The sequence below is a fragment of the Methylobrevis albus genome (assembly GCF_015904235.1).
GTDB lineage: Bacteria > Pseudomonadota > Alphaproteobacteria > Rhizobiales > Pleomorphomonadaceae > Methylobrevis_A > Methylobrevis_A albus.
The window spans coordinates 64,367-89,076 of sequence record NZ_JADZLT010000042.1 but is presented as its reverse complement, the minus strand read 5'-3'; the positions used below and the strand labels follow the sequence as shown (position 1 = coordinate 89,076).

19 protein-coding genes are annotated in these 24,710 nt (G+C 70.7%); 7 read left to right on the top strand and 12 right to left on the bottom strand.

The window, feature by feature from the left end:
• Positions 1–7: 7 nt before the first annotated feature.
• A complete protein-coding gene (locus I5731_RS05485) occupies positions 8–1,108 on the bottom strand; it encodes a zinc-binding metallopeptidase family protein (protein ID WP_197310365.1) in 1,101 nt (366 codons plus the stop codon).
• Positions 1,109–1,440: 332 nt separating this feature from the next.
• On the opposite strand from I5731_RS05485, the gene I5731_RS05480 reads away from it, so the two are divergent.
• Positions 1,441–2,169 (top strand): Crp/Fnr family transcriptional regulator, encoded by a 729-nt coding sequence (locus I5731_RS05480; protein ID WP_197310364.1) that lies wholly within the window; start codon positions 1,441–1,443, stop codon positions 2,167–2,169.
• 67 nt (positions 2,170–2,236) lie between these two features.
• Here the strand turns inward: I5731_RS05480 and I5731_RS05475 are convergent, their stop codons facing one another.
• The 4 genes from I5731_RS05475 to I5731_RS05460 all read right to left on the bottom strand — a co-directional run bounded on the left by I5731_RS05475 (position 2,237) and on the right by I5731_RS05460 (position 5,374).
• Positions 2,237–2,749, bottom strand: coding sequence for a Dps family protein (locus I5731_RS05475; protein ID WP_197310363.1), 513 nt, complete (start codon positions 2,747–2,749; stop codon positions 2,237–2,239).
• 122 nt (positions 2,750–2,871) lie between these two features.
• Positions 2,872–4,527, bottom strand: a complete 1,656-nt coding sequence (locus I5731_RS19980; RefSeq protein WP_197310362.1) for a sensor histidine kinase — start codon at positions 4,525–4,527, stop codon at positions 2,872–2,874.
• A gap of 47 nt (positions 4,528–4,574) precedes the next feature.
• On the bottom strand, positions 4,575–5,153 hold the full coding sequence (locus tag I5731_RS05465; protein ID WP_197310361.1) for a sigma-70 family RNA polymerase sigma factor: 579 nt from the start codon (positions 5,151–5,153) through the stop codon (positions 4,575–4,577).
• The gene (locus I5731_RS05460; protein WP_268926557.1) at positions 5,150–5,374 is read right to left on the bottom strand and encodes a NepR family anti-sigma factor; all 225 of its coding nucleotides are present in this window, start codon (positions 5,372–5,374) and stop codon (positions 5,150–5,152) included. The genes I5731_RS05465 and I5731_RS05460 overlap by 4 nt, the downstream gene beginning before the upstream one ends.
• Before the next feature lie 263 nt (positions 5,375–5,637).
• Here I5731_RS05460 and I5731_RS05455 point away from each other — a divergent pair, with 263 nt between their 5' ends.
• Positions 5,638–6,420, top strand: a complete 783-nt coding sequence (locus I5731_RS05455; RefSeq protein WP_197310359.1) for a response regulator — start codon at positions 5,638–5,640, stop codon at positions 6,418–6,420.
• A 154-nt stretch (positions 6,421–6,574) separates the two neighbouring features.
• On the opposite strand, the gene I5731_RS05450 is transcribed toward I5731_RS05455, so the two are convergent.
• Both I5731_RS05450 and I5731_RS19975 read right to left on the bottom strand, forming a co-directional pair.
• Positions 6,575–6,973: a hypothetical protein gene (locus I5731_RS05450; protein WP_197310358.1), complete on the bottom strand. Its 399-nt coding sequence runs from the start codon at positions 6,971–6,973 to the stop codon at positions 6,575–6,577.
• A gap of 5 nt (positions 6,974–6,978) precedes the next feature.
• Complete coding sequence (locus I5731_RS19975) at positions 6,979–7,359, bottom strand: DUF883 family protein (protein WP_197310357.1); 381 nt, start codon at positions 7,357–7,359, stop codon at positions 6,979–6,981.
• 450 nt (positions 7,360–7,809) lie between these two features.
• On the opposite strand from I5731_RS19975, the gene I5731_RS05440 reads away from it, so the two are divergent.
• The 3 genes from I5731_RS05440 (at position 7,810) to I5731_RS05430 (ending at position 15,281) form a co-directional block, all read left to right on the top strand.
• On the top strand, positions 7,810–9,564 hold the full coding sequence (locus tag I5731_RS05440; protein ID WP_197310356.1) for a CHASE3 domain-containing protein: 1,755 nt from the start codon (positions 7,810–7,812) through the stop codon (positions 9,562–9,564).
• A gap of 168 nt (positions 9,565–9,732) precedes the next feature.
• Positions 9,733–10,272 carry an inorganic diphosphatase gene (gene ppa / locus I5731_RS05435; protein WP_197310355.1) on the top strand — a complete coding sequence of 180 codons (540 nt, stop codon included), beginning with the start codon at positions 9,733–9,735 and terminating at the stop codon, positions 10,270–10,272.
• 218 nt (positions 10,273–10,490) lie between these two features.
• Entirely contained in the window at positions 10,491–15,281 is a 4,791-nt protein-coding gene (locus tag I5731_RS05430; protein ID WP_197310354.1) for an NAD-glutamate dehydrogenase, read from the top strand.
• Positions 15,282–15,381: 100 nt separating this feature from the next.
• Here the strand turns inward: I5731_RS05430 and I5731_RS05425 are convergent, their stop codons facing one another.
• Positions 15,382–15,804 (bottom strand): organic hydroperoxide resistance protein, encoded by a 423-nt coding sequence (locus I5731_RS05425; protein WP_197310353.1) that lies wholly within the window; start codon positions 15,802–15,804, stop codon positions 15,382–15,384.
• Between the two features lie 299 nt (positions 15,805–16,103).
• Here I5731_RS05425 and I5731_RS05420 point away from each other — a divergent pair, with 299 nt between their 5' ends.
• Positions 16,104–16,577, top strand: a complete 474-nt coding sequence (locus I5731_RS05420) for a MarR family winged helix-turn-helix transcriptional regulator (protein WP_197310352.1) — start codon at positions 16,104–16,106, stop codon at positions 16,575–16,577.
• A 76-nt stretch (positions 16,578–16,653) separates the two neighbouring features.
• Positions 16,654–18,057: an MFS transporter gene (locus I5731_RS05415; RefSeq protein WP_407941823.1), complete on the top strand. Its 1,404-nt coding sequence runs from the start codon at positions 16,654–16,656 to the stop codon at positions 18,055–18,057.
• A 24-nt stretch (positions 18,058–18,081) separates the two neighbouring features.
• On the opposite strand, the gene I5731_RS05410 is transcribed toward I5731_RS05415, so the two are convergent.
• The 4 genes from I5731_RS05410 to I5731_RS05395 form a co-directional block, all read right to left on the bottom strand.
• On the bottom strand, positions 18,082–18,942 hold the full coding sequence (locus tag I5731_RS05410; RefSeq protein WP_197310350.1) for an SGNH/GDSL hydrolase family protein: 861 nt from the start codon (positions 18,940–18,942) through the stop codon (positions 18,082–18,084).
• Between the two features lie 289 nt (positions 18,943–19,231).
• Positions 19,232–20,836, bottom strand: a complete 1,605-nt coding sequence (gene purH / locus I5731_RS05405; protein WP_197310349.1) for a bifunctional phosphoribosylaminoimidazolecarboxamide formyltransferase/IMP cyclohydrolase — start codon at positions 20,834–20,836, stop codon at positions 19,232–19,234.
• Between the two features lie 310 nt (positions 20,837–21,146).
• A complete protein-coding gene (locus tag I5731_RS05400; protein ID WP_197310348.1) occupies positions 21,147–22,880 on the bottom strand; it encodes a heparinase II/III family protein in 1,734 nt (577 codons plus the stop codon).
• 308 nt (positions 22,881–23,188) lie between these two features.
• A complete protein-coding gene (locus I5731_RS05395; RefSeq protein WP_197310347.1) occupies positions 23,189–24,685 on the bottom strand; it encodes an RsmB/NOP family class I SAM-dependent RNA methyltransferase in 1,497 nt (498 codons plus the stop codon).
• Positions 24,686–24,710 lie beyond the last annotated feature (25 nt).

Here is a 24,710-nt window from a genome sequence, read left to right as displayed (position 1 = left end):
GCGTCGATCAGGCGGCGGCCGAGGCGTCCACAGCGGCCGCCGCGATTTCGTGGCCGTGGATCAGGTCGTGCACGAACTGCAGCTTGGCGACGACCGGCTGGCTGAGCACGAAGGGATAGAGGTCGGGCTGGCCCATGCTGCGGTTGATGCTGTTGATCGCGAACGTCAGCGGCACCCAGGCCGCGACCAGCATCTCGGCGCTGTCGGCGTCATAGGGATCGAAGCCGATGCCGAGGCGCAGCACCCGGTCGCCGCCGATCGGCGAACGCAGGTTGAGGCCGAACGCCTTCGCGGTGTCGAGCGTGTCGACGATGTGCAGGTAGTGCGCGAAGGTCTCGGCGAAGTCTTCCCAGGGATGCGAGGCGGCATAGGCGCTGATGAACGAGTCCGGCCAGCCGGGCACCGGCCCGTTCTGGTAATGGCGCTGCAGCGCCGCCATGTAGTCGTCGCTCTCGTCGCCGAAGGCTTCGCGCGACGCGTCGATCCGGCCGCCGTCGCGCACCAGTACGTCCCAGTAGTAGTGGGCGATCTCGTGCCGGAAGTGGCCGACCAGCGTGCGGTAGGGCTCGCCCATCTGGGCGCGCCGCTTCTCCCGCTCCGCGTCGTCCGCCTCGAGCACGTTGAGCGTGATGAGGCCGTCCTCGTGCCCGGTCAGCACCGGCTTCGGATTGCCATCGGCGTCGATGCCGTCGGAGAGGAAGTCGAAGGCGAGGCCGCCGGTCGGGTTCTGCATCCGGTCTTCGTGCGGCAAGCCGAGGCGCAGCAGCGAATAGAACAGGTGGTGCTTCGCGCCTTCGAGCCGGCGCCACAGCGCATGGTTCGCCGGATCGCTGAGATCGGGGATCGTGCGGTTGTGCCGGCAGCACGGGCAGGCAATGTCGTCCGAGCCCTCCGGCAGCATCCAGTTGCAGGCGTCGGATTCCGCGTTGACGCAGAAGAACCAGCGCTCGTTCGGCGAATCGACCGGCCGGAACATCTCGCCGTCGGCGTCGAGCGCCTTCAGTTCGAGCCGGTCGGGCAGGAAGCCGAGCCGGCGGCTGCAGCCGTTGCAGAAGGTATTGCCGAAGTCCAGCGTCTGGCCGCAGGCCTGACATTCGAACAGTTTCATGAAGCGTCCCGATCCCCCGTCGGCGTGTGCCGAATCAAAAAAAGGCCGCCCAGAAACTGACGGCTGTGGCGAGTGAACGCGGGCTGACGCAATGGGTTCCCGCAGCGGGGACTATTCCGCCGCGCATGGCAGGCAAGCGCGGAGCGCGGATGGCAGGAAAGCGCGGAGCGCGGATGGCTGGCGAGCGCGGAGCGCGGATGGCAGGCGAGCGCGGAGCACGGCACGGGCAGCCGCAGCCGTGACCGCCCTTGACCGCGCGCCCGCGGCGATGGATTTCTGCGACCGGGCCGCTATGATCGCCGCGACTGTCGAGACCCCGGAAACCCAGCAAGATGATCCGCTGCACGGAATGTGCGCTGCGCCGGACCGGCGCGTTCAAGCCGCTCGACGAGGAAGACATCCTCTATATCGACGCCATGAAGCGGGCCCACCTCGCCCTGCCGGCCGGGGCCGAGATCATCGTTCCGGGCGCCGAGAATACCGAGCTCTACACGCTCTATTCGGGCTGGGCCTACCGCTACAAGGAACTGCCCGACGGCCGCCGCCAGATCCTGCACTTCCTGCTGCCCGGCGACCTGATCGGCCTGCAGGCGGCGATGTCGGAGGTGCCGCTCTACGGCGTCATCGCGCTGACGCCGGTCTCGATCTGCGTGCTGCCGCGCAAGCGCATCTGGAACCTGTTCGGCACCATGCCGGAGCTCGCGTTCGACGTGACCTGGCTCGGCGCGCGGGAGGAGAGCCATGTCGACGAGAACCTCACCACCGTCGGCCGCCGCGCCGCCGCCGAGCGCATCGCGGCGTTGCTGGTCGGCCTCTACCGCCGACTGCTCGGGCTCGGCCTCGTCTCCGAGGGCAACAGCTTCGCCTTACCGCTGACGCAGCAGCACATCGCCGACGCGCTCGGCCTGTCGCTGGTCCATACCAACAAGACCATGGCCCGCCTGCGCCGCCTCGGCTTCTACAGCCAGTCGGACGGCATGGTGACGCTGCCGAACCCGCACGCGCTGGAAAGCCTGTCGCAGTTCGACGCGCTCGACGACCGCCTGCGCCCGCTGATCTGAGCCGGACACGAAAAATGCGCCGTGCGGGAAGCACGACGCATCGCAGTGTTCGGGCGGACGGGTGGCGTCAGCCCTGCGTCTTGTGGGCGCGCAGCATCCACACCGCCTTCTCGAGTTCGGCGAGCCGGGCCGTCAGCATGTCGGCGGTGACCAGATCGTCGGCCTCGTCGGCCGCCTCGGCCACCTCGCGCGCGGTGCGGGCGCAGGCCTCGTTCTCGGCGGCGAGGATCTCCAGCATCTCGTCGGCGTCCGCCTTCGGGTCGAGGCTGATGCCCTTCGGCGACAGCACCGAGCCCTGCTTCGAGGGCACGTGGAAGCCGAGCGCCAGAATGCGTTCCGCAATCACGTCGACGGCGGCAAACAGCGCCGTGTACTGCTGCTCGGTCAGTTCGTGGATCGACAGGAAGGCGCGGCTGCGCACGTTCCAGTGCACGATCTGGGTGCGGATCAGCAGGCTGTAGGTATCCTCGAGCACCACCGACAGCTGCTCGGCGATGGCGGCACGCGCGGCCGGCTCGATGCCGGCGCCGGCGGTCTTGGCGGCGTCGATCGGGGCGATGTTGGAAGCGGACTTGGCCATGGGGAACTCCTCGGCGCCGATCGAAACCGATCCGGCGGATGGGCTGGCGACCCGTCGGGTCGTCTCAGGCCATCAACGCCGGTCGCGTCCGCGGTGTTCCGATGGCGGTGCGTCCTATCTCGTCAGACGACGCCGCCGATCTTCACCAGCCGCGGCTTGTCCGCCTCGGCGTCGAGCGGACAGACGATGCTGACCCGGCCGGGTTCCGTCTCCGTCAGCGTCGCGCCGAGCTGGCGCAGATATGCCTCGACGAAGCGCCGTGACAGCTTGAACGAGCGCGGCTGCACCCCGGGATCGCCGACGATCTCGATCGCCAGCCCCGCCGCATCGCCGATGCAGCGCACCGAGACCGGAACGCCGCTGTGCACCGCCGCGTCGAGATAGTCGGGCAGGATCTCGGCCATCAGCATCGCGATCGGCACCGCCGTGTCGAGCGCGACGCGGCGCCCCTCGCCCTCGACGGTGAGCTCGAAGGCGTTGCGGCTCGCCCCGGCGACGTCCTGCAGGCGGTGGATCACCTCCCGGATCATTGGCCCGATCTGCACCGCGCCGGTTTCGGAATCCGCGTAGGTCGTGCGGTAGACCGCCGACATCGCGTTCACCCGGTCCTCGGGAAAGCGCAGGATCTGGCGATGCTCGGGCGAGAGCGCCCGCTTCTGCAGCGCGAGCAGCGAGGCGATCACCTGCAGATTGTTCTTCACCCGGTGATGCAGCTCGCGCAGGTAGTTGCGCTTCTCGGTGATCTCGCGCTCGAGGTCGGCGTTGCGCTTGGCGAGTTCGCCGGTCAGCGTGTCGAAGGAGGCGGCGATGTCCAGGAACTCGCGCGGCGCGCGCGGATCGACGCTCGTGCTGGTCGGTCCGCCGTCGCGGGCATGGCTGCGGTTCGCCTCCTGCAGCGCCAGCACCCAGCGCAGCACCGCCCCGTTGAGGCCGAGCCAGATCGCGAACAGCGCGGTCAGCAGCATCAGCATCGGCGCGACCGCGCTGACGAGAAGCTGCTGGCGCGGCTCGGCGAGGATGTCGGTCTCGAGGTTGGCCGTCACCAGCCAGACATCGAAGGAGCGCAGCTTGTAGATCGTAAAGATGTAGGCGTTGCCGGCGAACCGGGCCGTACGCAGGCCGATGCCGACCTCGAGCGGCAGGTCGGCCGGCCACATCCCGGGCTCCGGTGACGTCCGCCCCATCACGATCGGCGACGACTGGCCGTCGACCAGCACGGCCCGGCTCGACGGGAACACGCGGTAGACGTCGAGCAGTTCGGCGAGGTAGGACCGGCTCATGGTGACCGCCACCGAGCGCCGCGAGTCCTCCGCCCGCGCGGCGAGCCAGAACACCCCGCCCTCGGCTCCGCTCTGCACGATCTTAGTGCGCACTTCGCCTTCGGCGAGATCGTCGATGGTGGCGATCGGGGCAAAGCTCGTCGCCGGGGCGGCCGAGCGGCGGTGCACGTCGCACAGCCGGGTGCCGCCATCGTAGACGGCGATGCTGTCATACCCGGGGTAGTTGTCGATCAGGACGCCGAGGTTGCGGCCGCAGGTCTCGGAATCGGTTCCGGCGAGCGCCGTCAGTTCCGAAATCGTCATCGCGAGCCGCGATGCCCCGAGCGGCACGGCGTCCATCCGGGAGGCGAGCAGTTCCGCGTCATGCGACAGCGACGAGAGTTTCGCCGCCCGCGCCGACCCATAGCTGTCCCAGGCGATCGCCGCGATCACGAGGACCGGCGGGATGATCGCGATGAGCAGGATGAGCAGGATGCGGCTGCGGAGCGACGAAAACACGGCGCGGGATGACTCGACTGGAGGACCGCGGAACGCGCGGCCGGCTGTCAGGCTCGGGCGAGCCTCCCGGCGATCGCCGGTCCAGTCGCAGCGAGCGTCGTTGCGTCAGGGCCGATCTCGGAGACATGCTCGATCGCAAGCAGCGCGGTGAGGCGGGCGCGCGCACGATTGAGCCGGCTCTTGATCGTTCCCACCGGAACGCCGCAGATTTCCGCCGCCTCCTCGTAGGAGAAGCCCGAGGCCCCGATCAGGGTGAGAACTTCGCGCTGGTCGGGCGGCAGCTTGGCGAGCGCTTCCTTGAAATCACCGAGATCGAGCCGGGCGTGCTGCTCGCCGACCACCGAAAGCGTGGCCGCATGCTTGCCGTCGGCGTCTTCGACCTCGCGGCGCGTGCGGCGCAGCTGGCTGAAATAGACGTTGCGCAGGATCGTGAAGAGCCAGGCGCGGAGATTGGTGCCCTCGGTGAAACTGGCGTTCGCCGCCCAGGCCTTCATCAGGGTCTCCTGGACGAGGTCGTCGGCGCGGTCGAGCTTGCCGCAGAGCGAGATCGCAAAGGCGCGCAGGCTGGGGATTTCAGCGAGCAGGCCGTCGCGGAAGTTCGTCGAGGGAGTGGCGGGCGCCGTCATTGTGCGCCGCCTTCGGAAAGTCCGTTCTCGGAGGACTTGCCGGAGGCGGTGTTGCCGGCGGCGGCACCATCGAGTTCTGCGAGGAGCTGCGCGAAACGGTCGGGAACAGGCTGACGCACCACTTCGTCATACATGGCCTTCAACTTTTCGCCGATCACATGCTGTGCATCGGCGGGAAGGGCCGGCTGGCGCCGCTTACCCTCGCCCTCTGACTTCGACATTTCCAACTCCATGCATGCCGGCAGCTCACGGCTGACCGCACCTCGACCACCCGACGACGGAAATGCATCCTTTCCGAAAATGTTCCATCGAGCGCGGAACTTTTTTCGGCATGCCCGGTTTAGACTGTCGTTATCCCGCGTCCATCTTCCGACGGGACGTCCGGCTGGCCCCCTGGCCGGTGCGGACGGCAAGCGGAAGGCAGACGTCGTCGGCGGATTGAACGACCGCCGGCGACCTAAAGTTCCCTCGGAGACGTTCTGAAATGACGATGACCGACCAGCTCGGACCGCATCTGCCCTTCCTGAGACGCTTCGCCCGCGCGCTGTGCGGCAACCAGACGAGCGGTGATGCCTATGTCGTGGCGTCCCTCGAGGCGATCGTCGCCAACCGGGACGTGCTGCCGACGCATCTCGAGCCGCGGGTCGCGCTCTATCACCTGTTCCTGCGCATCTGGAACGACACGCCGGTGAACAACCTCGCCCCGAGCGGCGACGGCGAAAGCCGCCTCGAGACGCTGACGCCGCGCTCGCGCCAGGCCTTCCTGCTGACGACGGTCGAGAGCTTCCAGCCCGAAGACGCCGCGGCCGTGATGGGCGTCGACGCCGCCACCTTCGCGGAACTCTCCGATACCGCCGCCCGCGAGATCGCCGAGCAGGTCGCGACCGAGGTGCTGATCATCGAGGACGAGCCGATCATCGCGATGGACCTCGAATCCCTCGTCGAAGGTCTCGGCCACACGGTCATCGACATCGCCCGCACCCACAAGGAGGCGCTGGCCGCCGTGGCGAAGCGCCGGCCGGGCCTCGTGCTCGCCGACATCCAGCTCGCCGACGGCAGCTCGGGCCTCGATGCGGTGAACGACATCCTCGCGAACATCGAGATCCCGGTGATCTTCATCACCGCCTACCCCGAGCGCCTGCTCACCGGCTCGAAGCCCGAGCCGGCCTTCCTGATCACCAAGCCGTTCCAGACCAACACGCTGCGCGCCGTGATCAGCCAAGCGCTGTTCTTCAACGACAGCTCGGCCCGCAAGGACGCCGCCTGATCGCGGCGACCGGGCAAGCCCACCGAACGAAAAAGGCCGCCGACCGGAATTCCGGTCGGCGGCCTTTGTTTTTTGGCGGGCACCGCAGGCATGGCGATCGCCGGCCGGAGGAAGGCCGGCGAGAGAGACGGCGGAGGCTCTACCCGCCGAAACGTCAGCTGCGCCGGGCGAGGATATAGCCGGTGGCGAGGACGCCGACGGCGATCAGCACCGGCAGCTTGGTCATGTTGGTCGCCATCGCCGGGGCCGCGGCCACGGCGACCGGAGTCGCCATCGCCGCGAAGGCGCGGGAGCGCCGCTGCTGGCGCCAGCGGTAGATGGCGAACGAGAGCCGGATCAGCAGTGCGACGAGCAGCAGGCCACCCGCGACGATCAGGGCCGCATAGACCGGCCCGACTTCCGGGATCAGCGCCTGGTAGCCGGCAAGCAGCGCGAAGAGGAAGGCGAGCAGGACGAAGAAGCCCGCCGCGATCTGGAACAGGACGCCGACGAGGGCGCGCTTGATCAGCGCACCCCCGCTGGCCAGGGCGAGACCTCTGAGTATCGCACCCATAGTCGTTACTTCGAGCGCGACATGAGGCCGAGCACCAGGCCGACGCCGAGCGAGATCCCGAGAGTACGCAGCGGATGCTGGCGGACTTCCTCGGCGAGCGCGTCGAGCGCCCGGTCGGAAGCGTCGCGGGCGGCATCCGAAGCGGCGACGATCTTCGCGGCCGAGGCGGACGCGAGTTCGCTGGCCTGCGCGGTGGCGGCGTCGACACGCGCGCCGATGTTGCTGGCCATGGCTTCACCCTTCGATTCGACGAGCGATGCGATCGTCTTGGAAATGTTGGAAATGTCCTTGCGCAGGCGGTCGACCTGGGCGCTGAGTTCGTCGTTGGTGAGCATATCGGGCACTTCAACCTCGATGCCGGTGGTGGGATCGGTCTTGCGAACCACGTGAGTGTCCTCCTAGATTGGGGGATGACGAACGACGCGCTGCGGCGGTTAGCCTGGCCCGGAAGCCTCTGCACTGCATCCGACCATCCCGAAAACTGTCCTGGAACGAGCCGCCGATTGCGCGTCGGCAATGATTTCCGGCTCTTGGCGATGAACTTCCGGCGCCCCCGATTGTTCCAGCGGCACGACGACCGCCGGCTTAAAATTCGTATCACATGTGAAATGACGTGGTCCGCCGTCCTGTCGCCATCCTATTGTTGCCTTCGAGGCTGACCGGGTCGCGCTTCGCGCTACGGATTTGGCCAACGCTGCAAAAGGTCGGGAGCATTGATCGGGGCGCCTCAAGAACGACAGTCGGCCGAAGGGTCGCTCGGCGACCGTGCCGAGGCCGGACGTTCGCCGCTCGGCGCACTCACCGCGATGCTGCGACGGCCGCAAGACCGGACGGCGATGGCTGAGACGGCGCCCGCGCGCCTCGACGGCGGCGTCCTGCGCGTTGCAGCCCCCATCGGCTGCCTCGTCGTCGTGCTCGCCCTGTTCGGTGCGCTGCTCGCCGTGCAGTGGAACGGGCTGGAGGCGCGCCGGACGCTGGTCGCCGGCACCCAGGCGTCGATCACCGCGGCGAACAGCATCGTGCTCCGCATGCTCGATGCCGAGACCGGCCAGCGCGGCCTGATCATCACCGGCAACGAACGCTACCTCGCGCCCTATCTCGCGGCCCGCCGCGACTTGCCCGACCTCGTCGCCTCGCTCTCCGCCCAGGTCCGCGACGACCCGCAGAACCGCGCCCAGGCCGGCCGGATCGGAACCCTCGTCGAGGCAAAGCTCGCCGAACTCGAACAGACCGTCGCGCTGGTCCGCACCGGCGACCGCGCCGCCGTCGCCCGGGCCGTCGGCAGCGGCCGCGGCAAGGCGCTGATGGACGCGCTGCGCACCGAGAGCGAGACCTTCGTCGCCCAGCAGCAGCGCCGCCTGCAGGAACGGCTCGATGACGTCTCGATGGGCGAGGTCGGCGCGCGCAACACCGTGCTGATCGGCTTTGCCATCGCGGGCCTCGCCCTCCTCGTCTCGCTGATCGCCCTGCTCGGCGCGCACCGCCGCCTTGCCGCGGAGGTCGCGACCCAGCGCCGCCTCGCGGACGGCTTCGAGGCGGCGAAGGACGAACTCGCCCGGCGTTTCGACAGCGCCAGCGCCGAACTCGCCGACGCCTCCATGCGGCTCGAGACCGCGCTGCGCGGCTCGCGCATCGTCGTCGCCAGCCAGGACCGCGACCTGCGCTACCGCTGGGTCCGCAACGCAGCCAATGGCGGCGATCCGTCCAGCCTGATCGGCAAGAGCGACGCCGACTTCGTGCCCGAGCCGCAGCTCAGCCGGCTCGTCGCGGCAAAACTCGGCGTCGTCGAGACCGGCGAGGCGGCGACCATCGAGATCAACGTGCCCGGCCGCGAGGGCGGTGACACCTGGCTCGACCTTCACCTCGAGCCGATGTTCGACGCCGAAGGACGCATCGACGGCATCACCTCCGTCGGCGTCGACGTCACCGACCGCCGCCGCCGCGAGCAGCACATCCGCCTGCTGATGCGCGAACTCGCCCACCGCTCGAAGAACACCCTCGCCGTGGTGCAGGCGATGGCGCGGCAGACCGCGGCGAGCGCCAGCAGCAAGGACGACTTCGTCGCCCGCTTCGAGGCCCGGCTCGAGGCGCTCGGCGCCGCCCATTCGCTGCTCGTCAACGAGGGCTGGTCGGGCGCGCGGATCGGCGACCTCGTCCGCTCGCAGCTCGGCCACTGTCTCGACCTGATCGGCAAGCAGATCTTCATCGACGGCCCGCCGCTGACGCTGCCGATCGAGATGATCCAGAACATCGGCCTCGCCCTGCACGAACTCGCCACCAACGCCGCGAAGTACGGCGCGCTGTCGACGCCGCACGGCCGCGTCGACATCGACTGGACGGTGACGCCCGCCGCCGCCGGCGCCAACCTCGTCGTGATGCGCTGGATCGAGAGCGACGGCCCGCCGGTCGAGAAGCCGACCCGGCGCGGTTTCGGCCGCATCGTCGTCGAGCGCACCGTGGCCCGCGCGGTGGGTGGCACCGTCGACCTCGACTACGACCCCGCCGGCCTGCGCTGGAAGCTCACCTTCGAGCTCGCCGCGGAGGCCGTGTCCGGCGCCGGCGCCGCGACGCCCGCCGACCGGATCCGCTAGCCCGGCCGCAGTCCGCCCGTCGCCGCCGGCCGCGGGTCGTGCGACGGGTCGGCATGCTGCACCGCACAAAAGTCCGACTTGCACCGCCGCTGCGGGGGGGATAAGACGTGGCGACCCGCGCGACCGGCTGGCCGGCCGGCGTGCCCGCCAGCCCTGGAGATTGAGGCCATGCGCATCGACGCCGTGCCGATCGGCAAGAACCCGCCGCACGACATCAACGTCATCATCGAGGTTCCGCTCGGCGGCGAACCCATCAAGTACGAGATGGATAAGGAAGCCGGGGCGATGTACGTCGACCGCTTCCTCTATACGGCGATGCGCTACCCCGGCAATTACGGCTTCGTGCCGCACACGCTGTCGGACGATGGCGACCCGATCGACGTCGTCGTCTGCAACACCCGCGCGGTGATGCCCGGCGCGATCATGAACTGCCGCCCGATCGGCGTGCTGCTCATGGAAGACGAGGCCGGCATCGACGAGAAGATCCTCGCCGTGCCGTCGTCCAAGCTGACCAAGCGCTACGAGAAGGTGCAGAACGCCACCGACCTGCCCGAGATCACGCTGAAGCAGATCGAGCACTTCTTCGAGCACTACAAGGACCTCGAGCCCGGCAAGTGGGTCAAGGTGCTGCGCTGGGGCGACGCCGAGGAGGCCCGCGGCCTCATCGTCAAGGCGATCGAACTCGCCAAGGAAAAGGCGGCCGGCTGAACGCTGCCGCCCGCGCGCCGGTCCGGCCGGCGCCTTCAGCCCGAACCGTTGCGAAGGCCCGCCCCCCGGCGGGCCTTTTTTCATGCTTCCGTCTCAATCACCGCGCCCGGGGATGCTAAACCTGCGGCAGGGCGCCGCGTCGGTGACACGTCGCGGTGAACCGGAAGCACCAAGATCGCACGGCGAGAGACCGCCCCGGAGGCGGCAGGAGGAAGGCGATGGACGGGATCATCAACAGCGGCAAGAGCCGCCTGATCGCGGAGACGAGCGCCCGGCTGCGCGCCGCAGGCCACGACGAGGTCGCGGACTTCGCCGCGCGGCTCTATGCCCGCGCCGCGGCGGAGGACATCGTCCACTATGCCGCGACCGATCTCGCCCGCCTGGCGCAGGCCGCCTTCGCCCGTCTCGGCGCCCACCGGCCCGGCACGCACACCATCACCATCGAGGACATCGACGTCGCCGGCGAGGGACCGCGCGGCCGCGGCCTGACGCTTCTCGAGGTCGTCAACGACGACATGCCGTTCCTCGTCGATTCGATCGTCGGCGCGCTGCAGGACGTCGGCGCCGACGTGCGGTTGCTGCTGCACCCGGTGCTTGCCGTCTCCGGCGACAGCAGCGACGTCCGCCGCGAGAGCCTCGTCCACATCCACCTCGCCCGCCTGCCCGACGAGGCGGCGCACGCCGACCTCGCCCGCCGGCTGGAGGCGACGCTGGGTGACGTGCGCCGCGCCGTGAACGACTGGCAGGCGATGCGCGCCGCCGTGGTGCAGGCGGTCGCCGACTACCGTGCCGCGCCGCCGCCCTTGCCCGACAGCGAGGTCGCCGAGGCGATCGCCTTCCTCGAGTGGCTCGCCGACGACAACTTCACCTTCCTCGGCCTGCGCGAATACGACGTCGAACTCGCCGATGGCCCCGGCCGCCGCATCCTGCACCGCGATGGCACCGGCCTCGGCGTGCTCACCGATCCCGAGTTCCGCATTCTCCGCCGCGGCCGCGAATTCGTCGAGATGACGCCGGAGATCCGCGACTTCATGATGCGGCCCGAGGCGCTGTTCGTCATCAAGGCCAACGTCAAGTCGCGCGTGCACCGGCGCGCCTATCTCGACTGCGTCGGCATCAAGCACTACCTGCCGGACGGCCGCCTCGTCGGCGAGATCCGCGTCGCCGGCCTGTTCACCTCCACCGCCTACACACGCCCGGCCCGCACCATTCCCTATCTCCGGCGCAAGGTCGCCGCGGTGCTGGAGCGCGCCGGCTTCGACGCCGCCAGCCACTCGGCCCGCACCCTCGCCAACGTCATCGAGACCTATCCGCGCGACGAGCTGTTCCAGATCGACACCGACCAGCTCTACGAATTCGCCCTCGCGATCCTCGAGCTCGACGAGCGGCCGCGCATCCGCGTCCTCGCCCGGCTCGACCGCTTCGACCGCTTCGTCTCGGTGCTCGTCTTCGTGCCGCGCGAGCGCTACACGACCGAGGTCCGCGCCCGCATCGGCGACTATCTCGCCCGGGTCTACGCCGGCCGCGTCTCCGCCTTCTACCCGGCCTTTCTCGAGGGCGGCCTGACCCGCGTCCACTTCATCATCGGCCGCGACGAAGGCCAGACGCCCGAGGTCGCCCGCGCCGAGCTGGAAACGGCCGTCGCCGCGCTGGTGCGCACCTGGGGCGATGAGTTCGCCGCCCTGCTGCATGACCGCTTCGCCCCGCTGCGCGCCCGCGCCCTCGCCGGGCGCTTCAGTTCGGCGTTCTCGGTCTCCTACCGCGACCGCTACCGCGCGCCCGCCGCCCTCGACGACATCGCCCGCGTCGAGCGCCTCACCGACGAGCGCCCGACCACGATCACCTTCGGCCGCGGCGACGACCTCGCGCCGCACCAGTGCACGCTGAAGCTGTTCCAGCGCGGCGCGCCGATTCCGCTTACCCGCCGGGTGCCGGTGCTGGAAAACCTCGGCTTCGAGGTGATCGACGAGCAGACCTACGAGATCCAGCCCGCCGACGGCGGCCATGTCGTGCTGCACGACATGACCCTCGCCCGCCCCGACGGCCAGCCGATCGACCTCGACACCCTCGCCGATCCGCTGCGCGCGCTGTTCATGGCGGTGTGGCTGAAGCGGGCGGAGAGCGACGCGCTCAACGCGCTGGCGATCCACGCCGGTCTCGCCTGGCGCGAGATCGCGATCCTGCGCACGCTGTCGCGCTACCTGCAGCAGGCCGGCATCGCCTATGGCCAGCATTACATGGCCGACGCACTGGTGCGCCACGCCGGGACTGCCGCGCGCCTCGTCGCCCTGTTCCTGCGCCGTTTCGACCCCGGCGCCGCCGACCGGCGCGCCGACGACGAGGCCGCCATCGCCGCCTTGATCGAGGCCGACCTCGAGGCCGTCACCAGCCTCGACGACGACACCATCCTGCGCCGCTTCCTCGGCCTGATCCGCGCCACCAACCGCACCAACTTCTTCCAGATCGCCGCCGACGGCCAGCCGAAGGACGTCATCTCGCTCAAACTCGACCCCGCCCGCGTCGAGGGCCTGCCCGCGCCCAGGCCGCATGCCGAGATCTGGGTCTACAGCCCGCGCGTCGAGGGCGTGCACCTGCGCTTCGGCATGGTCGCCCGCGGCGGCCTGCGCTGGTCCGACCGGCCGCAGGACTTCCGCACCGAGGTGCTCGGCCTCGTCAAGGCGCAGCAGGTGAAAAACGCGGTCATCGTGCCGGTCGGCGCCAAGGGCGGCTTCTTCCCCAAGCAATTGCCCGACGGCGGCGGCCGCGAGGCGGTGTTCGCCGAAGGCACCGCCGCCTACAAGATCTTCATCGAGAGCCTGCTCGACGTCACCGACGACATCGAGGTCGGCGGCGCCATCGTGCCGCCGGAGAGCGTCGTGCGCCACGACCGCGACGATCCCTATCTCGTCGTCGCCGCCGACAAGGGCACCGCCACCTTCTCCGACACGGCCAACGCCATCGCCGACGCGCGCGGTTTCTGGCTCTCCGACGCCTTCGCCTCCGGCGGCTCGGTCGGCTACGACCACAAGAAGATGGGCATCACCGCGCGCGGTGCCTGGGAAGCGGTGAAGCGGCACTTCCGCGAGATCGACATCGACATCCAGAAGACGCCGTTCACGGTCGCCGGCGTCGGTGACATGTCGGGCGACGTCTTCGGCAACGGCATGCTGCTGTCGCCGGCGATCCACCTCGTCGCCGCCTTCGACCACCGCGACATCTTCATCGACCCGGATCCCGACGCGGCCGCGGGCCTTGCCGAGCGCCGGCGCCTGTTCGCGCTGCCGCGCTCGAGCTGGCAGGACTACGACCGCAGCCTGATCTCGCCCGGCGGCGGCGTCTTCTCGCGCAGCGCGAAGTCGATTTCCCTGTCGCCGGAAATCCAGGCCGTGCTCGGCTTTGCCCGCGACCGCGCGACGCCGGCCGAGGTGATGCGGGCGATCCTGCGCGCCCCCGTCGACCTGATGTGGTTCGGCGGCATCGGCACCTATGTCCGCGGCCCGGGCGAGAGCGACGCCGAGGCCGGCGACAAGGCGAACGATGCCCTGCGCATCGCCGCCGGCGAACTGCGCGCCAAGGTGGTCGGCGAAGGCGCCAACCTCGGCCTGACCCAGCGCGCCCGCATCGCCTATGCAGCGGGCGGCGGCCGGGTCAACTCGGACGCGATCGACAACTCCGCCGGCGTCAACTCGTCCGACGTCGAGGTCAACATCAAGATCGCGCTGCGCCGCGCGGTGCTCGCCGGCCGGCTGCAACTCGCCGACCGCAACACCCTGCTCGCCTCGATGACCGACGACGTCGCCGCCCTCGTGCTGCGCAACAACTACCTGCAGACGCTGGCGATCTCGATGACCGCCCAGCGCGGCGCCGAGGACTTCGGCTACCAGCGCCGGCTGATGCAGACGCTGGAAGAGCGCGGCCTGCTCGACCGCGCCGTCGAATACCTGCCCGACGACGCCGCCCTCGCCCAGCGCGAGAAGGACGGGCGGCTGCTGACCCGGCCCGAACTCGGCGTGCTGCTCGCCTATGCGAAGATCGTGCTGTTCGACGACCTGCTCGCCACCGCGGTTCCCGACGATCCCTATCTCGCCGGCGAGCTCTACGCCTATTTCCCGCCCGCGATGCGCGAGGCCTTCTCGGACGACATCGCGCATCACCGCCTGAAGCGCGAAATCGTGGCAACGCGGCTCGCCAATGCCGTGATCAACCGCGGCGGCCCGGCCTTCGTCGTCCGGATCGCCGACCAGACCGGGGCGGCCCCCGCCGGCATCGTCCGCGCCTTCCTCGCTGCCCGCGACGCCTTCGGCCTGCCGGCGCTGTTCGCGGACGTCGACGCCCTCGACGCGGCGATCCCCGGCGCCGCGCAGCTCGAGCTCTACGGCCGCATCCAGGACCTGATGCTGCAGGCGGTTACCTGGCTGCTGCGCAACACCGCCGTGGACGGCGAGGATCTCGCCGCGCTGGTCGGGCGCTTCCGGCCGGGCATCGAGGAAATCTCCGCCGCGCTCGACCTGACCGCGCTGCCCGAGGAGGTGGCGAACGCCGTCGGCGAGACCGTCGCCCGGCTCGTCGACGCCGGCGTGCCCGCCCCGCTCGCCCGCCGCGCCGCGCTGCTGCCCGTGGAACTCCGCGCCCTCGACGCCGTGGTGATCGCCGAGCGGGCCGAACGCCCGCTCGCGGTCGCCACCGCCGCGCTCTACCAGAGCGGCGCCCGCTTCGAGATCGGCCGCATCGAGGCGCTCGCCCGCCGGCTCGTGGTGCGCGACTACTACGACGGCCTCGCCCTCGACCGCGCCCGCCGCACCCTCGGCGAAGCGCACCGCCGCATGGCGATCGCGATCGCCGCGGCCGGGCCGACCGGGGCCGACATCGACGCCTGGGTCTGGCCGCGCCGCGAGCAGGTGGCGCGCACCTCCGCCACCATCGCCGCGATCCTCGCCGAGGGCGAACCGACCGTCGCCCGCCTCACCATCGTCGCCGGCCTGCTCGCCGACCTCGCCGACAGCGGCTGACGGCACCGCTCAACGCAGCGAGGGCGGCAGGCCGTTTCCAGCCTGCCGCCCTCGCGGAGATCAGCGGTGTCGCCCCCGGAGCGGGGCGGCGGTGCGGCCGTCAGACGACCGAGAGACGGACGTCGAGGCTGCCCTTGGTGGCGTGCGAATAGGGGCAGATCACGTGCGCGGCCTGGACGAGGTCCTCGGCGACCGAGGTCTCGACGCCCGGGATGTGGATCGCCAGCGCCACGTCGATGCCGAAGCCTTCGCCGTCGTCGCGCGGGCCGATGCCGACCGTGGCGGTGACCGTCGCGTCATCGGGGACCTTCACCTTCGCCTTGCGGCCGGCGGCCTTCAGCGCGCCGAGGAAGCAGGCCGAATAGCCCGCCGCGAACAGCTGCTCGGGATTGGTGCCGGTCTTGCCGTCGCCGCCGAGTTCCTTCGGCGTCGTCAGGGTGACGTCGAGCACGCCGTCCTCGGACGCCGCATGGCCTTCACGGCCGCCGGTGGCGGATGCCTTGGTGGTGTAGAGAACCTTCATCGTCGTCTCCTTCGCGATTGATCGGTGATGATGCGCGCCGCGCCCGTCGCCATGACGGTGCGGCGCTGTTCAGACCTGCTTTGCGACCCGGCAGCGGCGACGCCTTCCGGCACCGCCGCCCGTGTCGCGACACCCCGTTCATCGCCGATAATTCGATTGCGCGCAATTCAATAGGATGTGATCGAATCCGGGAGCGTTTTTGCTGCACCGCGGCCGGCGCTTCGCTATGCTTCCCGCGTGCCATGCGCTCCGGGATCCCTCGCGCCCAGCCGCAGGCGTAACGCAGCCGGACCCCGCGCATGTTCCCGATCGATGCCGATGCTCAGACGGACGCCGTTGCCGATGCCCCGCGCGTCGACGACCAGCTCTGCTTCGCGGTCTACGCGGCGAGCCATGCCTTCGCGAAGGTCTACCGGCCGCTGCTGGCCGAACTCGGCCTCACCTATCCGCAGTATCTCGCGATGCTGGTGCTGTGGGAGGCCGACGACTGCACGGTGAAGGCGATCGGCGAGCGGCTCGGCCTCGATTCCGGTACGCTGACGCCGCTGCTGAAGCGCCTCGAGGCGCAGGGGCTGGTGAGCCGCGTCCGAGACGCGGACGACGAGCGCCAGGTCCGCATTCGCCTCACCCCGGCCGGCCAGGCGCTGAAGCCGCGTGCCGCAAAACTGCCGCGCGAGATCGGCCGCGCCATCGGCCGGCCGCTGCCCGAGATCATCCAGCTCCGCCAGGAGATCGTCCGCCTGCGCGCCGCCCTCGAAGCCGCCTCCGCATGAGCCGCCCCGGCCGCGCCGCGTTTCCAGCCGACCTCACAACTTCACCCGCGTTTCCGGGGTTCTCGTCATGAGCGACATCGCGCCGATCGCCCCCGAAACCCCGATCGGCGGCCGCCTGCGCCGCCCGGATGGCGGCTTCTATGCGCCGAAACGCGGCGTCACCGGCTGGATCCTGTTCGATCCCGCCGTGCAGCCGTTCTTCACGCTGATCACCACCTTCGTCTTCGCGCCCTATTTCGTCGCCGCCGTCGCCCCCGACGCCGTCACCGGCCAGGCGCTGTGGGGCTATGCGACCGGCGCGGCCGGGCTCGTCATCGCCCTCTCATCGCCGTTCCTCGGCGCGGTCGCCGACGCGAGCGGCCGGCGCAAGCCGTGGATCGCCAGCTTCGGCCTGATGATGGTGCTCGCCTGCGCCGCGCTCTGGTTCGTCGCGCCCGGGCGCACCGACCTGATCCCGCTGGCGCTCGTCGCCTTCGCGGTCGCCACCATCGGCGCGGAGTTCGCCACCGTCTTCAACAATTCGATGATGCCCGACCTGGTGCCGCCCGAACGGCTCGGCCGCCTGTCGGGCACCGGCTGGGCGGCGGGCTATGCGGGCGGCCTCGTCAGCCTCGCGCTGATGCTCGGCCTGTTCGCCGCCGACCCCGGCACCGGCAAGACCCTCGCCGGCCTCGACCCCGCCTTCGGCCTCGACGCGGCGGCGCGCGAGGGCGACCGCGCGAGCGGGCCGTTCTCGGCGCTGTGGTTCCTGCTGCTGGCGCTGCCGATGTTCCTGTTCACGCCCGATGCGCCCAAGCGCCTGCCGTTCCGCGCGGCGCTCGTCGCCGGGGCGAAGCAGTTGAAGGCGACGCTCGCCGCCCTGCCCGGCCAGCGCAACGCCGCGTTCTTCCTCGCCGCCAACATGATCTACACCGACGGCCTGATCGCGCTGTTCGCCTTCGGCGGCATCTATGCCGTCGGCGCCTTCGGCTGGGGCACCATCGAGATCGGCCTGTTCGGCATCCTGCTGACGCTGACCGGCACCATCGGCGCCTTCGTCGGCGGCCGGCTCGACGACCGGCTCGGCCCGAAGGCGGTGGTCACCGGCGCCCTCGTGCTGCTGATCACCGCCGCGCTCGGCATCCTGTCGATCGACGGCGAGCACGTGCTGTTCGTGGTGGAGGTCGGCGGTCCCGCCCCCGGCGACGGCCTGTTCGCGTCGACGTCGGAACGGCTCTACATCCTGTTCGGGATCGTCATCGGCATCGCCGCCGGGCCGCTGCAGGCCGCCTCGCGCTCGCTGCTCGTCCGCGTCGCCCCGGCCGGGCAGACCGCCGAGTTCTTCGGTCTCTTCGCCCTCACCGGCAAGATCACCAGTTTCATGGGCCCGCTGCTGGTCGGCCTTGTCACCGACCTCACCGGCAGCCAGCGGCTCGGCCTCGTGCCGCTGGTCGCCTTCTTCGCCATCGGCCTGACGCTGCTCCGGCGCGTGCGCGCCTGAGCAGCGCGTTTCCGGCGGCGCCGCTCAGAGCCCGGCGACGGTGAGCCGGCGGCTGAGGCCTTCGGCGATCATCTGCGCGACACAGGTATAGCCCTGGTCGTTAAGGTGCAGGTTGTCCTTCCACAGCATCGGCTTGCGCACCGTCTCCGGCAGCTTCGCCCAGTGCTGCATCGCCGCGAAACGGCGGATGACCGGCACGTTGTGCGCCGACCCGATGGTCTCGATCGCCGAGACGAAAGCGGCGTATCGGTCCGTGTCTGGGATCTTCGGGTAAAGCTGCGGATCCATCAGCATGGCGTCGACGCCCTTCTGCTTCAGCCAGTCGAGAGTCGTGGACACCAGGGCCTGCACCGAATCGAGCGGCACGCCGTGCAGCGCATCGTTGGTGCCGACCTGCCAGATCACGAGGTCGGGCTGCAGCAGTTCGACTTCGGCATGCAGCCGCTCCACCGTCTTCGCCACCTTTTCGCCGGCAATGCCCCGGTTGACGACGTCGATATCAAGGCTCGGCAGGCGCTTGCCGAGCTCGTGCTTGAGCTGCGAGGGATAGGAGCGGGCGACTGAACTCGCGCCGGTGCCGGAGGTCGACGACGAGCCGATCGCCAGGACCGTCAGGACATGATCGGCGCGCGCGCGGCGAATAGCCTCGTCGAGGCCGGCGTCGAAGGCGAGCAGCCGGTCGGGTACGGCGCAGGCCGGTGCGATCGCAACGGATCCGACCGGGTCGAGCGTCGCCGGCGTCGTCGCGACTCCGGCCGGGGCCAGCGTTTCGGGAACGGCCGGGGCGGTGGTCGCCGCCGGACCGGGCGCCGGTGTCGTCACCGGCGCGGCGCCGGCGGCCGCAAATGCCGGCACGGAGAAACAGGAAGCGGCGAGGGCAAGCATCAGCGATCCGGCCAGACGGCGGCCGGACGCCGATCGGGAAGCGATCTGCGTCATGGAACCTGCGATGTCGTTAGAGGCCCGAGGGGGCGGGCCGCCCATCGACGGCGCTGCGGCATATGGCACCGGCGCGTCGTGAGGCGACTCTAACGCCGGACACTCGAGCTCGCACCCGATCAATCATGTCATCGCCGCACGATATTGCAGAGGATTCGTGATCGTTGCAAAAAGACAACGCTCCACCACCGCGGCGACCTGCGATTCATCTCACGATCGCGAAGTATTTATCCGATCAATGCCGGAAATGACGCATGCCGGTGAAGACCATCGCGAGGCCGGCCGCGTCGGCGGCGGCGATCACCTCGTCGTCGCGCATCGAGCCGCCCGGCTGGATCACCGCCGTCGCGCCCGCCGCAACCGCCGCCTCCAGCCCGTCGGCAAACGGGAAGAACGCGTCGGAGGCGACCACGGCGCCCTCCGTCAGACGGCCGGACACCCTGGCGGCCGCCGCTGCGTCTTCCGCCTTGCGCGCGGCGATACGCGAGGAATCGACCCGGCTCATCTGCCCGGCGCCGATGCCGACCGTCGCGCCGTCCTTCGCGTAGACGATGGCGTTCGACTTCACGTGCTTGGCGACGCGGAACGCGAACAGCAGGTCGGCGAGTTCGGCCGGGGTCGGCGCGCGCTTGGTCACGACCCGGAGGTCGCCGGCCGTCACCCGGCCGTTGTCGCGCGACTGCACCAGCAGCCCGCCCGCGACCGAGCGCACCGCGAGCCCGGCCGCCGCCGGATCGGCGAGGCCGCCGGTGACGAGCAGCCGAAGATTCTTCTTCGACGCGACGATCGCCGCCGCCTCGTCGCTCGCCGACGGCGCGATGATCACCTCGGTGAACACCTCGACGATCTTCGCCGCCGCCTCTGCGTCGAGTTCGCCGCTGAGCGCGACGATGCCGCCGAAGGCCGACACCGGATCGCAGGCGAGCGCCTTGGCATAGGCCTCGGCAAGGCTCGCACCGGTCGCGACGCCGCACGGGTTGGCGTGCTTGATGATCGCGACCGCCGCCGCGGCGTCGCCGAATTCGGAGACGAGTTCGAAGGCGGCGTCGGTGTCGTTGATGTTGTTGTAGGAGAGCGCCTTGCCCTGCAGCTGCCGCGCGGTGGCGACGCCGGAGCGCTGCTCGGTGGTGCGGTAGAAGCGCGCCCACTGGTGCGGGTTCTCGCCGTAGCGCAGCGCCTCGGCGAGCCGGCCGCCGGCGGCGAAGAAGTCGCCGCTCTCGCCCCCGGCGTCCGCCGTGAACCAGGCCGACACCGCCGCGTCATAGGCGGCGGTGCGCGAAAACGCCTTGGCGGCGAGGCGGCGGCGCAGCGCGAAGGGGATGCCGCCCGGCTCGGCGATCGCGGCGAGCACGTCGCCGTAGTCGGCCGGCTCGACCAGTACGGTGACGTAGCCGTGGTTCTTCGCGGCGGCGCGGATCATCGCCGGCCCGCCGATGTCGATGTTCTCCACCGTCTCGGCCGCCCCGGCGCCGCGCGCCACGGTCTGCTCGAACGGGTAGAGGTTGACGCAGAGGATATCGATGCCGGCGATGCCGTGCTCGTCCATCGCCGCGGCGTGCGAGGGCTCGCCGCGCACGGCGAGCAGCCCGCCGTGGATCTTCGGATGCAGCGTCTTCACCCGCCCGTCCATGATCTCGGGAAAGTCGGTGACGCTGGCGACCTCGATCACCGGCACGCCGGCGGCCTCAAGTTCCGCCTTCGAGCCGCCGGTGGTCAGGATCTCGACGCCGGCGGCGCTGAGCGCCCGGGCGAAGTCGACGAGGCCGGTCTTGTCGGAGACGGAGAGCAGCGCCCGCTTCGGAACGATCCGGTCCGGCGTTTCGGCGGTCGAGACTTTCATGGGGAACGGCTCCGGCGGGCTTCAGGATGCGCCGGCCGATAGCACGTTCGGCGCCGCACAGAAAGCCGGCGCGGCGCGGGGGAGGACTGTTCTGGCGGGTTCGATGTGCCGTGCGGCTTCCCCCTCCCGGTCCCTCCCTCGGCTATCGCAGGAGAGGGGACGCAGGAGGATGCGGTGCCGTCCCCTGCTGCGCTTCGGTTCGGCGAGACCTTCGCGATGCGAAAGCCCTATCGCCCATCGTCCCCTCTCCTGCGAAGCGGGGGAGGGACAGGGAGGGGGCAGGCCACGAGCAGGGACCGGATATCCCGCCTCAGGCCGGCCGGCGGAACCTCCCGCCACGGCCGACCGCCTCGCGCACCAGCGTCCACGACACCTGCGGCGTTGCGCGAGCGCGGCCGGAAAGCACGATCTGCAGGCTGCGGCGGCGGCCGTGCACGGCGCTGAAATAGACCGATTCCTCGAGCTCCGGCTCGATCTCGCCGCAGTGGAAGCGCCAGGCCTCGCCGTCGGGGGCGAGCAGCAACACCTCGCCGCCGCCGGTGCGGCTGGCGCGGATCGCCGGATGCAGGTGGAAACGCACGGCGAAACGGTCGCGCGCGGCGGGCAGCCGGCCGCGAATGTCGAACTGGTCGACGCCGGTGACGCTCGCCCCGTCGGCGGCCAGCGTCAGGCTGCGGCTGACCAGGAGGCCGAAGCCGGCGAGATAGCCGTCGTGGCTCGCCGAGACGGTCGTGCCATAGGCGCCCTCGCGCCGCTCGGAGGTGACCGCGCGCGGCCCGGCCACAACGGCCGCGCCGAAGCGGCGGGTGAGGAAGGCAAGGCCCGCAAAGCGCGCCGACGAGGTGTTGTCGATGGTGACGGTGGAATGCGCCGCCGTCTGCCGCGCGGCCTGCCGCCACGGCGCCGGGCCTTCGGCGCCGCCGCAGTTGACGATGAAGCGGTGCCCGGCGCCGGCTTCGCCGACGCTCATCTCGAAGGCGAGGCAGCCGGCGTGGGCGTCGCGGCTGACGCCGATCGGCGGCGGGGCGCCGGTGTCGATCATCAGCGTGGTGCGGCCGGCGTCGAGGCGCTGGTAGCCGGACGGGCTGGCGTTCGACACCGGGCGGCCGCGGGCGTCGTCATGGGCGAGCACGGCGGCGAGCAGGTCGGCCGGCGTCGTACCCATGCCGTTGAAGCGGCCGAACTCGCCGTCGCGGTGCCGGAAGAAGCGCAGCATCGGCATCATGCGGTCGATCGCGCCCAGCATCGCCGCCGACGGCGCGACGCCGCGCGCGGTGTAGGCCTGGCGCAGCGGCAAAAGGTCGAGCAGCAGTTCGAGCAGCACACCGGGATTGCGGCTGACGTGACCGCCGTCGGCGAGGATCTGGCTGCCGAGTTCGGCGTCGAGCCGGGCGGTCGCCTGCCGCACCAGCTTCGACTGCCCGTCGAGCGAGATCGCCGCCTCGGCGACCGCGATCGCCGCGACGAGGCGCGGATAGCCCTCCGGCGTGCGCGCAAAGCCGGTGCGCAGCAGCCGCACCTGGCGCACCAGCGACTTGATGAAGCGGCGGTAGAAGGCGCGATCGGCCTCCTCGAGGATCAGCGGCGACTGGGTGATGAAGGCCATCAGCCGCCGGGCGGTCACTTCCGGCTCATAGGCGACGGCGGGCGCGCGCGCCTCCTGCTGCATCCAGTCGGCAACCAGCGCCCGGGCGTTGGAGCGCGTCAGCGCCCCGTCGGCGGCGCGCAGATGGCGCAGCCAGCCGAAGCCGTGCAGCGCGCGGGCCCAGTCCTCCGACGGCGGCTCGAGGTCGAACGGCGAGCGGCCGCCCGTCTCCACCACCTTGCCGGCAAAGCCGAAGATGCCGGCGTAGATGTCGGCGGCGCGGGTCGGGTCGGCGGTGCGGATGTCCTGCGGCGCAATCACCAGCCGCTCGGGCAGCGCGCCCGGCCAGCGCCAGCGCACGAACGGCCCGGTCTCGACCGCCTCGACCGAGCGGGCGCCGGCCACCCGGATCGCATGGCCGAGGAGCCGAGCCGTACCGATGACGGACTCCCAGGCCATTCGTTTCCAACCTCCTGCTGGCGACCAGGCCGCGGCAAAACCCCCCGACCGGTGGGTGCCGGGTGGATGCGTGCGGTTGCCGGCGGTCGAGGAGGAGCGATGCACGGGGCCGGGTCTCTCGACTGGTTTCCGCCACCGCTGCCTCGAATCGGCCGCGACGGACGCGTTCATGCGACCAGTTCGCCCAGATCAGGGTTACCAACAGGTTGCCGCAACCGTCGGCAATCGACTTAAATCCCTCCGACGGGTGCTTTTGTTCCCCTTGCCCCGCCGCGGCGCCGGGGCGTCTCCCTCGGCGCCCTTGCGCGTCAGAGCCGGCGCAGCCGGGCGGCGTAGAAGCCGTCGAGCCCGGCGAGGCGTGCATCCGGGTTCGGCAGCTGCGAGGGCAGCGTGCGCAGGTCGCCGTCCGGCGTGATCATCTCGGCAAAGCCGAACACCTCGTCCGGCATGATCGGCACCCGCTCCACCGGCGCGTCGATCAGGCCGAGCCGGCGGATCTGCTCGGGGCCTTCCTCCGGCTCCAGCGAACAGGTGCAATAGACGAGCAGCCCGCCCGGCTTCACCAGCCGGATCGCCTGGTCGAGGAGCCGGCGCTGGATCACCGCCAGCCCGGCGATATCGGCCTCGCCCTTGAGGAACGCGACGTCCGGGTGGCGGCGGATGGTGCCGGTCGCCGAGCACGGCGCATCGAGCAGCACCGCGTCGAACGGGCCGCCCATCCATTCCGCGACATCGGCCTTCACCACGTTGGCGGCAAGGCCGAGCCGGGCGAGATTGGCCTTCAGCCGCTCGAGCCGGCGGCCCGAGGCGTCGACCGCGGTGACGTTGGCGCCGCGGGCGGCGAGCATCGCCGTCTTGCCGCCGGGGGCGGCGCAGAGGTCGGCGACCTTCTTGCCCGCGAGATCGCCCAGAAGGTGCACCGGCAGCGACGCCGCCGCGTCCTGCACCCACCAGGCGCCCTCTTCGAAGCCGGGGAGGTTTTCCACCGCGCCGTGCGCGACGAGACGGACGCCGCCCGTCGGCAGCACGGTGCCGCCGAGCACCTCCGCCCAGTGCGCCGGATCTTCCTTCACCGCGAGGTCGAGGCTCGGCTCGATCGCGTGCATCGCCGCGAACGCCCGCGCCGTCTCCTCGCCATAGGTCTCGATCCAGCGCTGCATCAGCCAGATCGGCGTGTTGAGCCAGACGGCGTCGACGTCGGTGGTGAGTTCGGCGCGCTCGCGGCCGAGCCGGCGCAGCACGGCATTGACGAGGCCCTTCCACGGGCTGAGGCCGCGCACCCGGTCGGTCGCCTCGACGGCGAGCGAGACGGCCGCGTGGTCGGGCACTTCCATGAACAGCATCTGCGCCACGGCGACGGTGAGGATCGGCTTCAGGTCCTTCGCCGCCTCCGGCAGCGGCTTCTCGATCAGCCGGCCGAGCACGTCGGCGATCTCGCCGCCGCGCCTGAGCGCGACGCCGGTGATCGCGCGCACCAGCGCCCGGTCCTTGACCTCGAGCGCCTCGAAGCGCTTGGCGAGGTCGCCGCCGTCGAGCAGGGCGTCGAGCAGCCGCCCTTCCTCGACCCCGGCGACGAGGTCGGCCGCGAGTTCGCGCGCCGCAAGGCCCGGCGGCCCGCTGCGGCGGCCCCCGCTTGGTGCCCCCTTGCCGAAGCGCTGCCCGCCGGGCCGGCCGCCGGACGGACCACCGGACTTGCCGCCGCCAAACTTGCCGCCGCCGGATTTGCCGCCGCCGGATTGGCCGCCGGACTGGCTACCCTCGGGCCGGCGTCCGCTGGACGGGCCGCGCGAATGGGGTGATTTCATCGTCGTCGAGCACCTCGGTCGGCCG

Coding starts and splice junctions, on each gene's coding strand:
- I5731_RS05450 (WP_197310358.1), bottom strand. CDS start 6,973: ATGGGTGCGATACTCAGAGGTCTCGCCCTGGCCAGCGGGGGTGCGCTG.
- I5731_RS05475 (WP_197310363.1), bottom strand. CDS start 2,749: ATGGCCAAGTCCGCTTCCAACATCGCCCCGATCGACGCCGCCAAGACC.
- I5731_RS05420 (WP_197310352.1), top strand. CDS start 16,104: ATGTTCCCGATCGATGCCGATGCTCAGACGGACGCCGTTGCCGATGCC.
- I5731_RS05455 (WP_197310359.1), top strand. CDS start 5,638: ATGACGATGACCGACCAGCTCGGACCGCATCTGCCCTTCCTGAGACGC.
- I5731_RS05485 (WP_197310365.1), bottom strand. CDS start 1,108: ATGAAACTGTTCGAATGTCAGGCCTGCGGCCAGACGCTGGACTTCGGC.
- I5731_RS05480 (WP_197310364.1), top strand. CDS start 1,441: ATGATCCGCTGCACGGAATGTGCGCTGCGCCGGACCGGCGCGTTCAAG.
- I5731_RS05460 (WP_268926557.1), bottom strand. CDS start 5,374: ATGTCGAAGTCAGAGGGCGAGGGTAAGCGGCGCCAGCCGGCCCTTCCC.
- I5731_RS05400 (WP_197310348.1), bottom strand. CDS start 22,880: ATGGCCTGGGAGTCCGTCATCGGTACGGCTCGGCTCCTCGGCCATGCG.
- ppa (WP_197310355.1), top strand. CDS start 9,733: ATGCGCATCGACGCCGTGCCGATCGGCAAGAACCCGCCGCACGACATC.
- I5731_RS05425 (WP_197310353.1), bottom strand. CDS start 15,804: ATGAAGGTTCTCTACACCACCAAGGCATCCGCCACCGGCGGCCGTGAA.
- I5731_RS05465 (WP_197310361.1), bottom strand. CDS start 5,153: ATGACGGCGCCCGCCACTCCCTCGACGAACTTCCGCGACGGCCTGCTC.
- I5731_RS05395 (WP_197310347.1), bottom strand. CDS start 24,685: ATGAAATCACCCCATTCGCGCGGCCCGTCCAGCGGACGCCGGCCCGAG.
- purH (WP_197310349.1), bottom strand. CDS start 20,836: ATGAAAGTCTCGACCGCCGAAACGCCGGACCGGATCGTTCCGAAGCGG.
- I5731_RS05430 (WP_197310354.1), top strand. CDS start 10,491: ATGGACGGGATCATCAACAGCGGCAAGAGCCGCCTGATCGCGGAGACG.
- I5731_RS05410 (WP_197310350.1), bottom strand. CDS start 18,942: ATGCTTGCCCTCGCCGCTTCCTGTTTCTCCGTGCCGGCATTTGCGGCC.
- I5731_RS05440 (WP_197310356.1), top strand. CDS start 7,810: ATGGCTGAGACGGCGCCCGCGCGCCTCGACGGCGGCGTCCTGCGCGTT.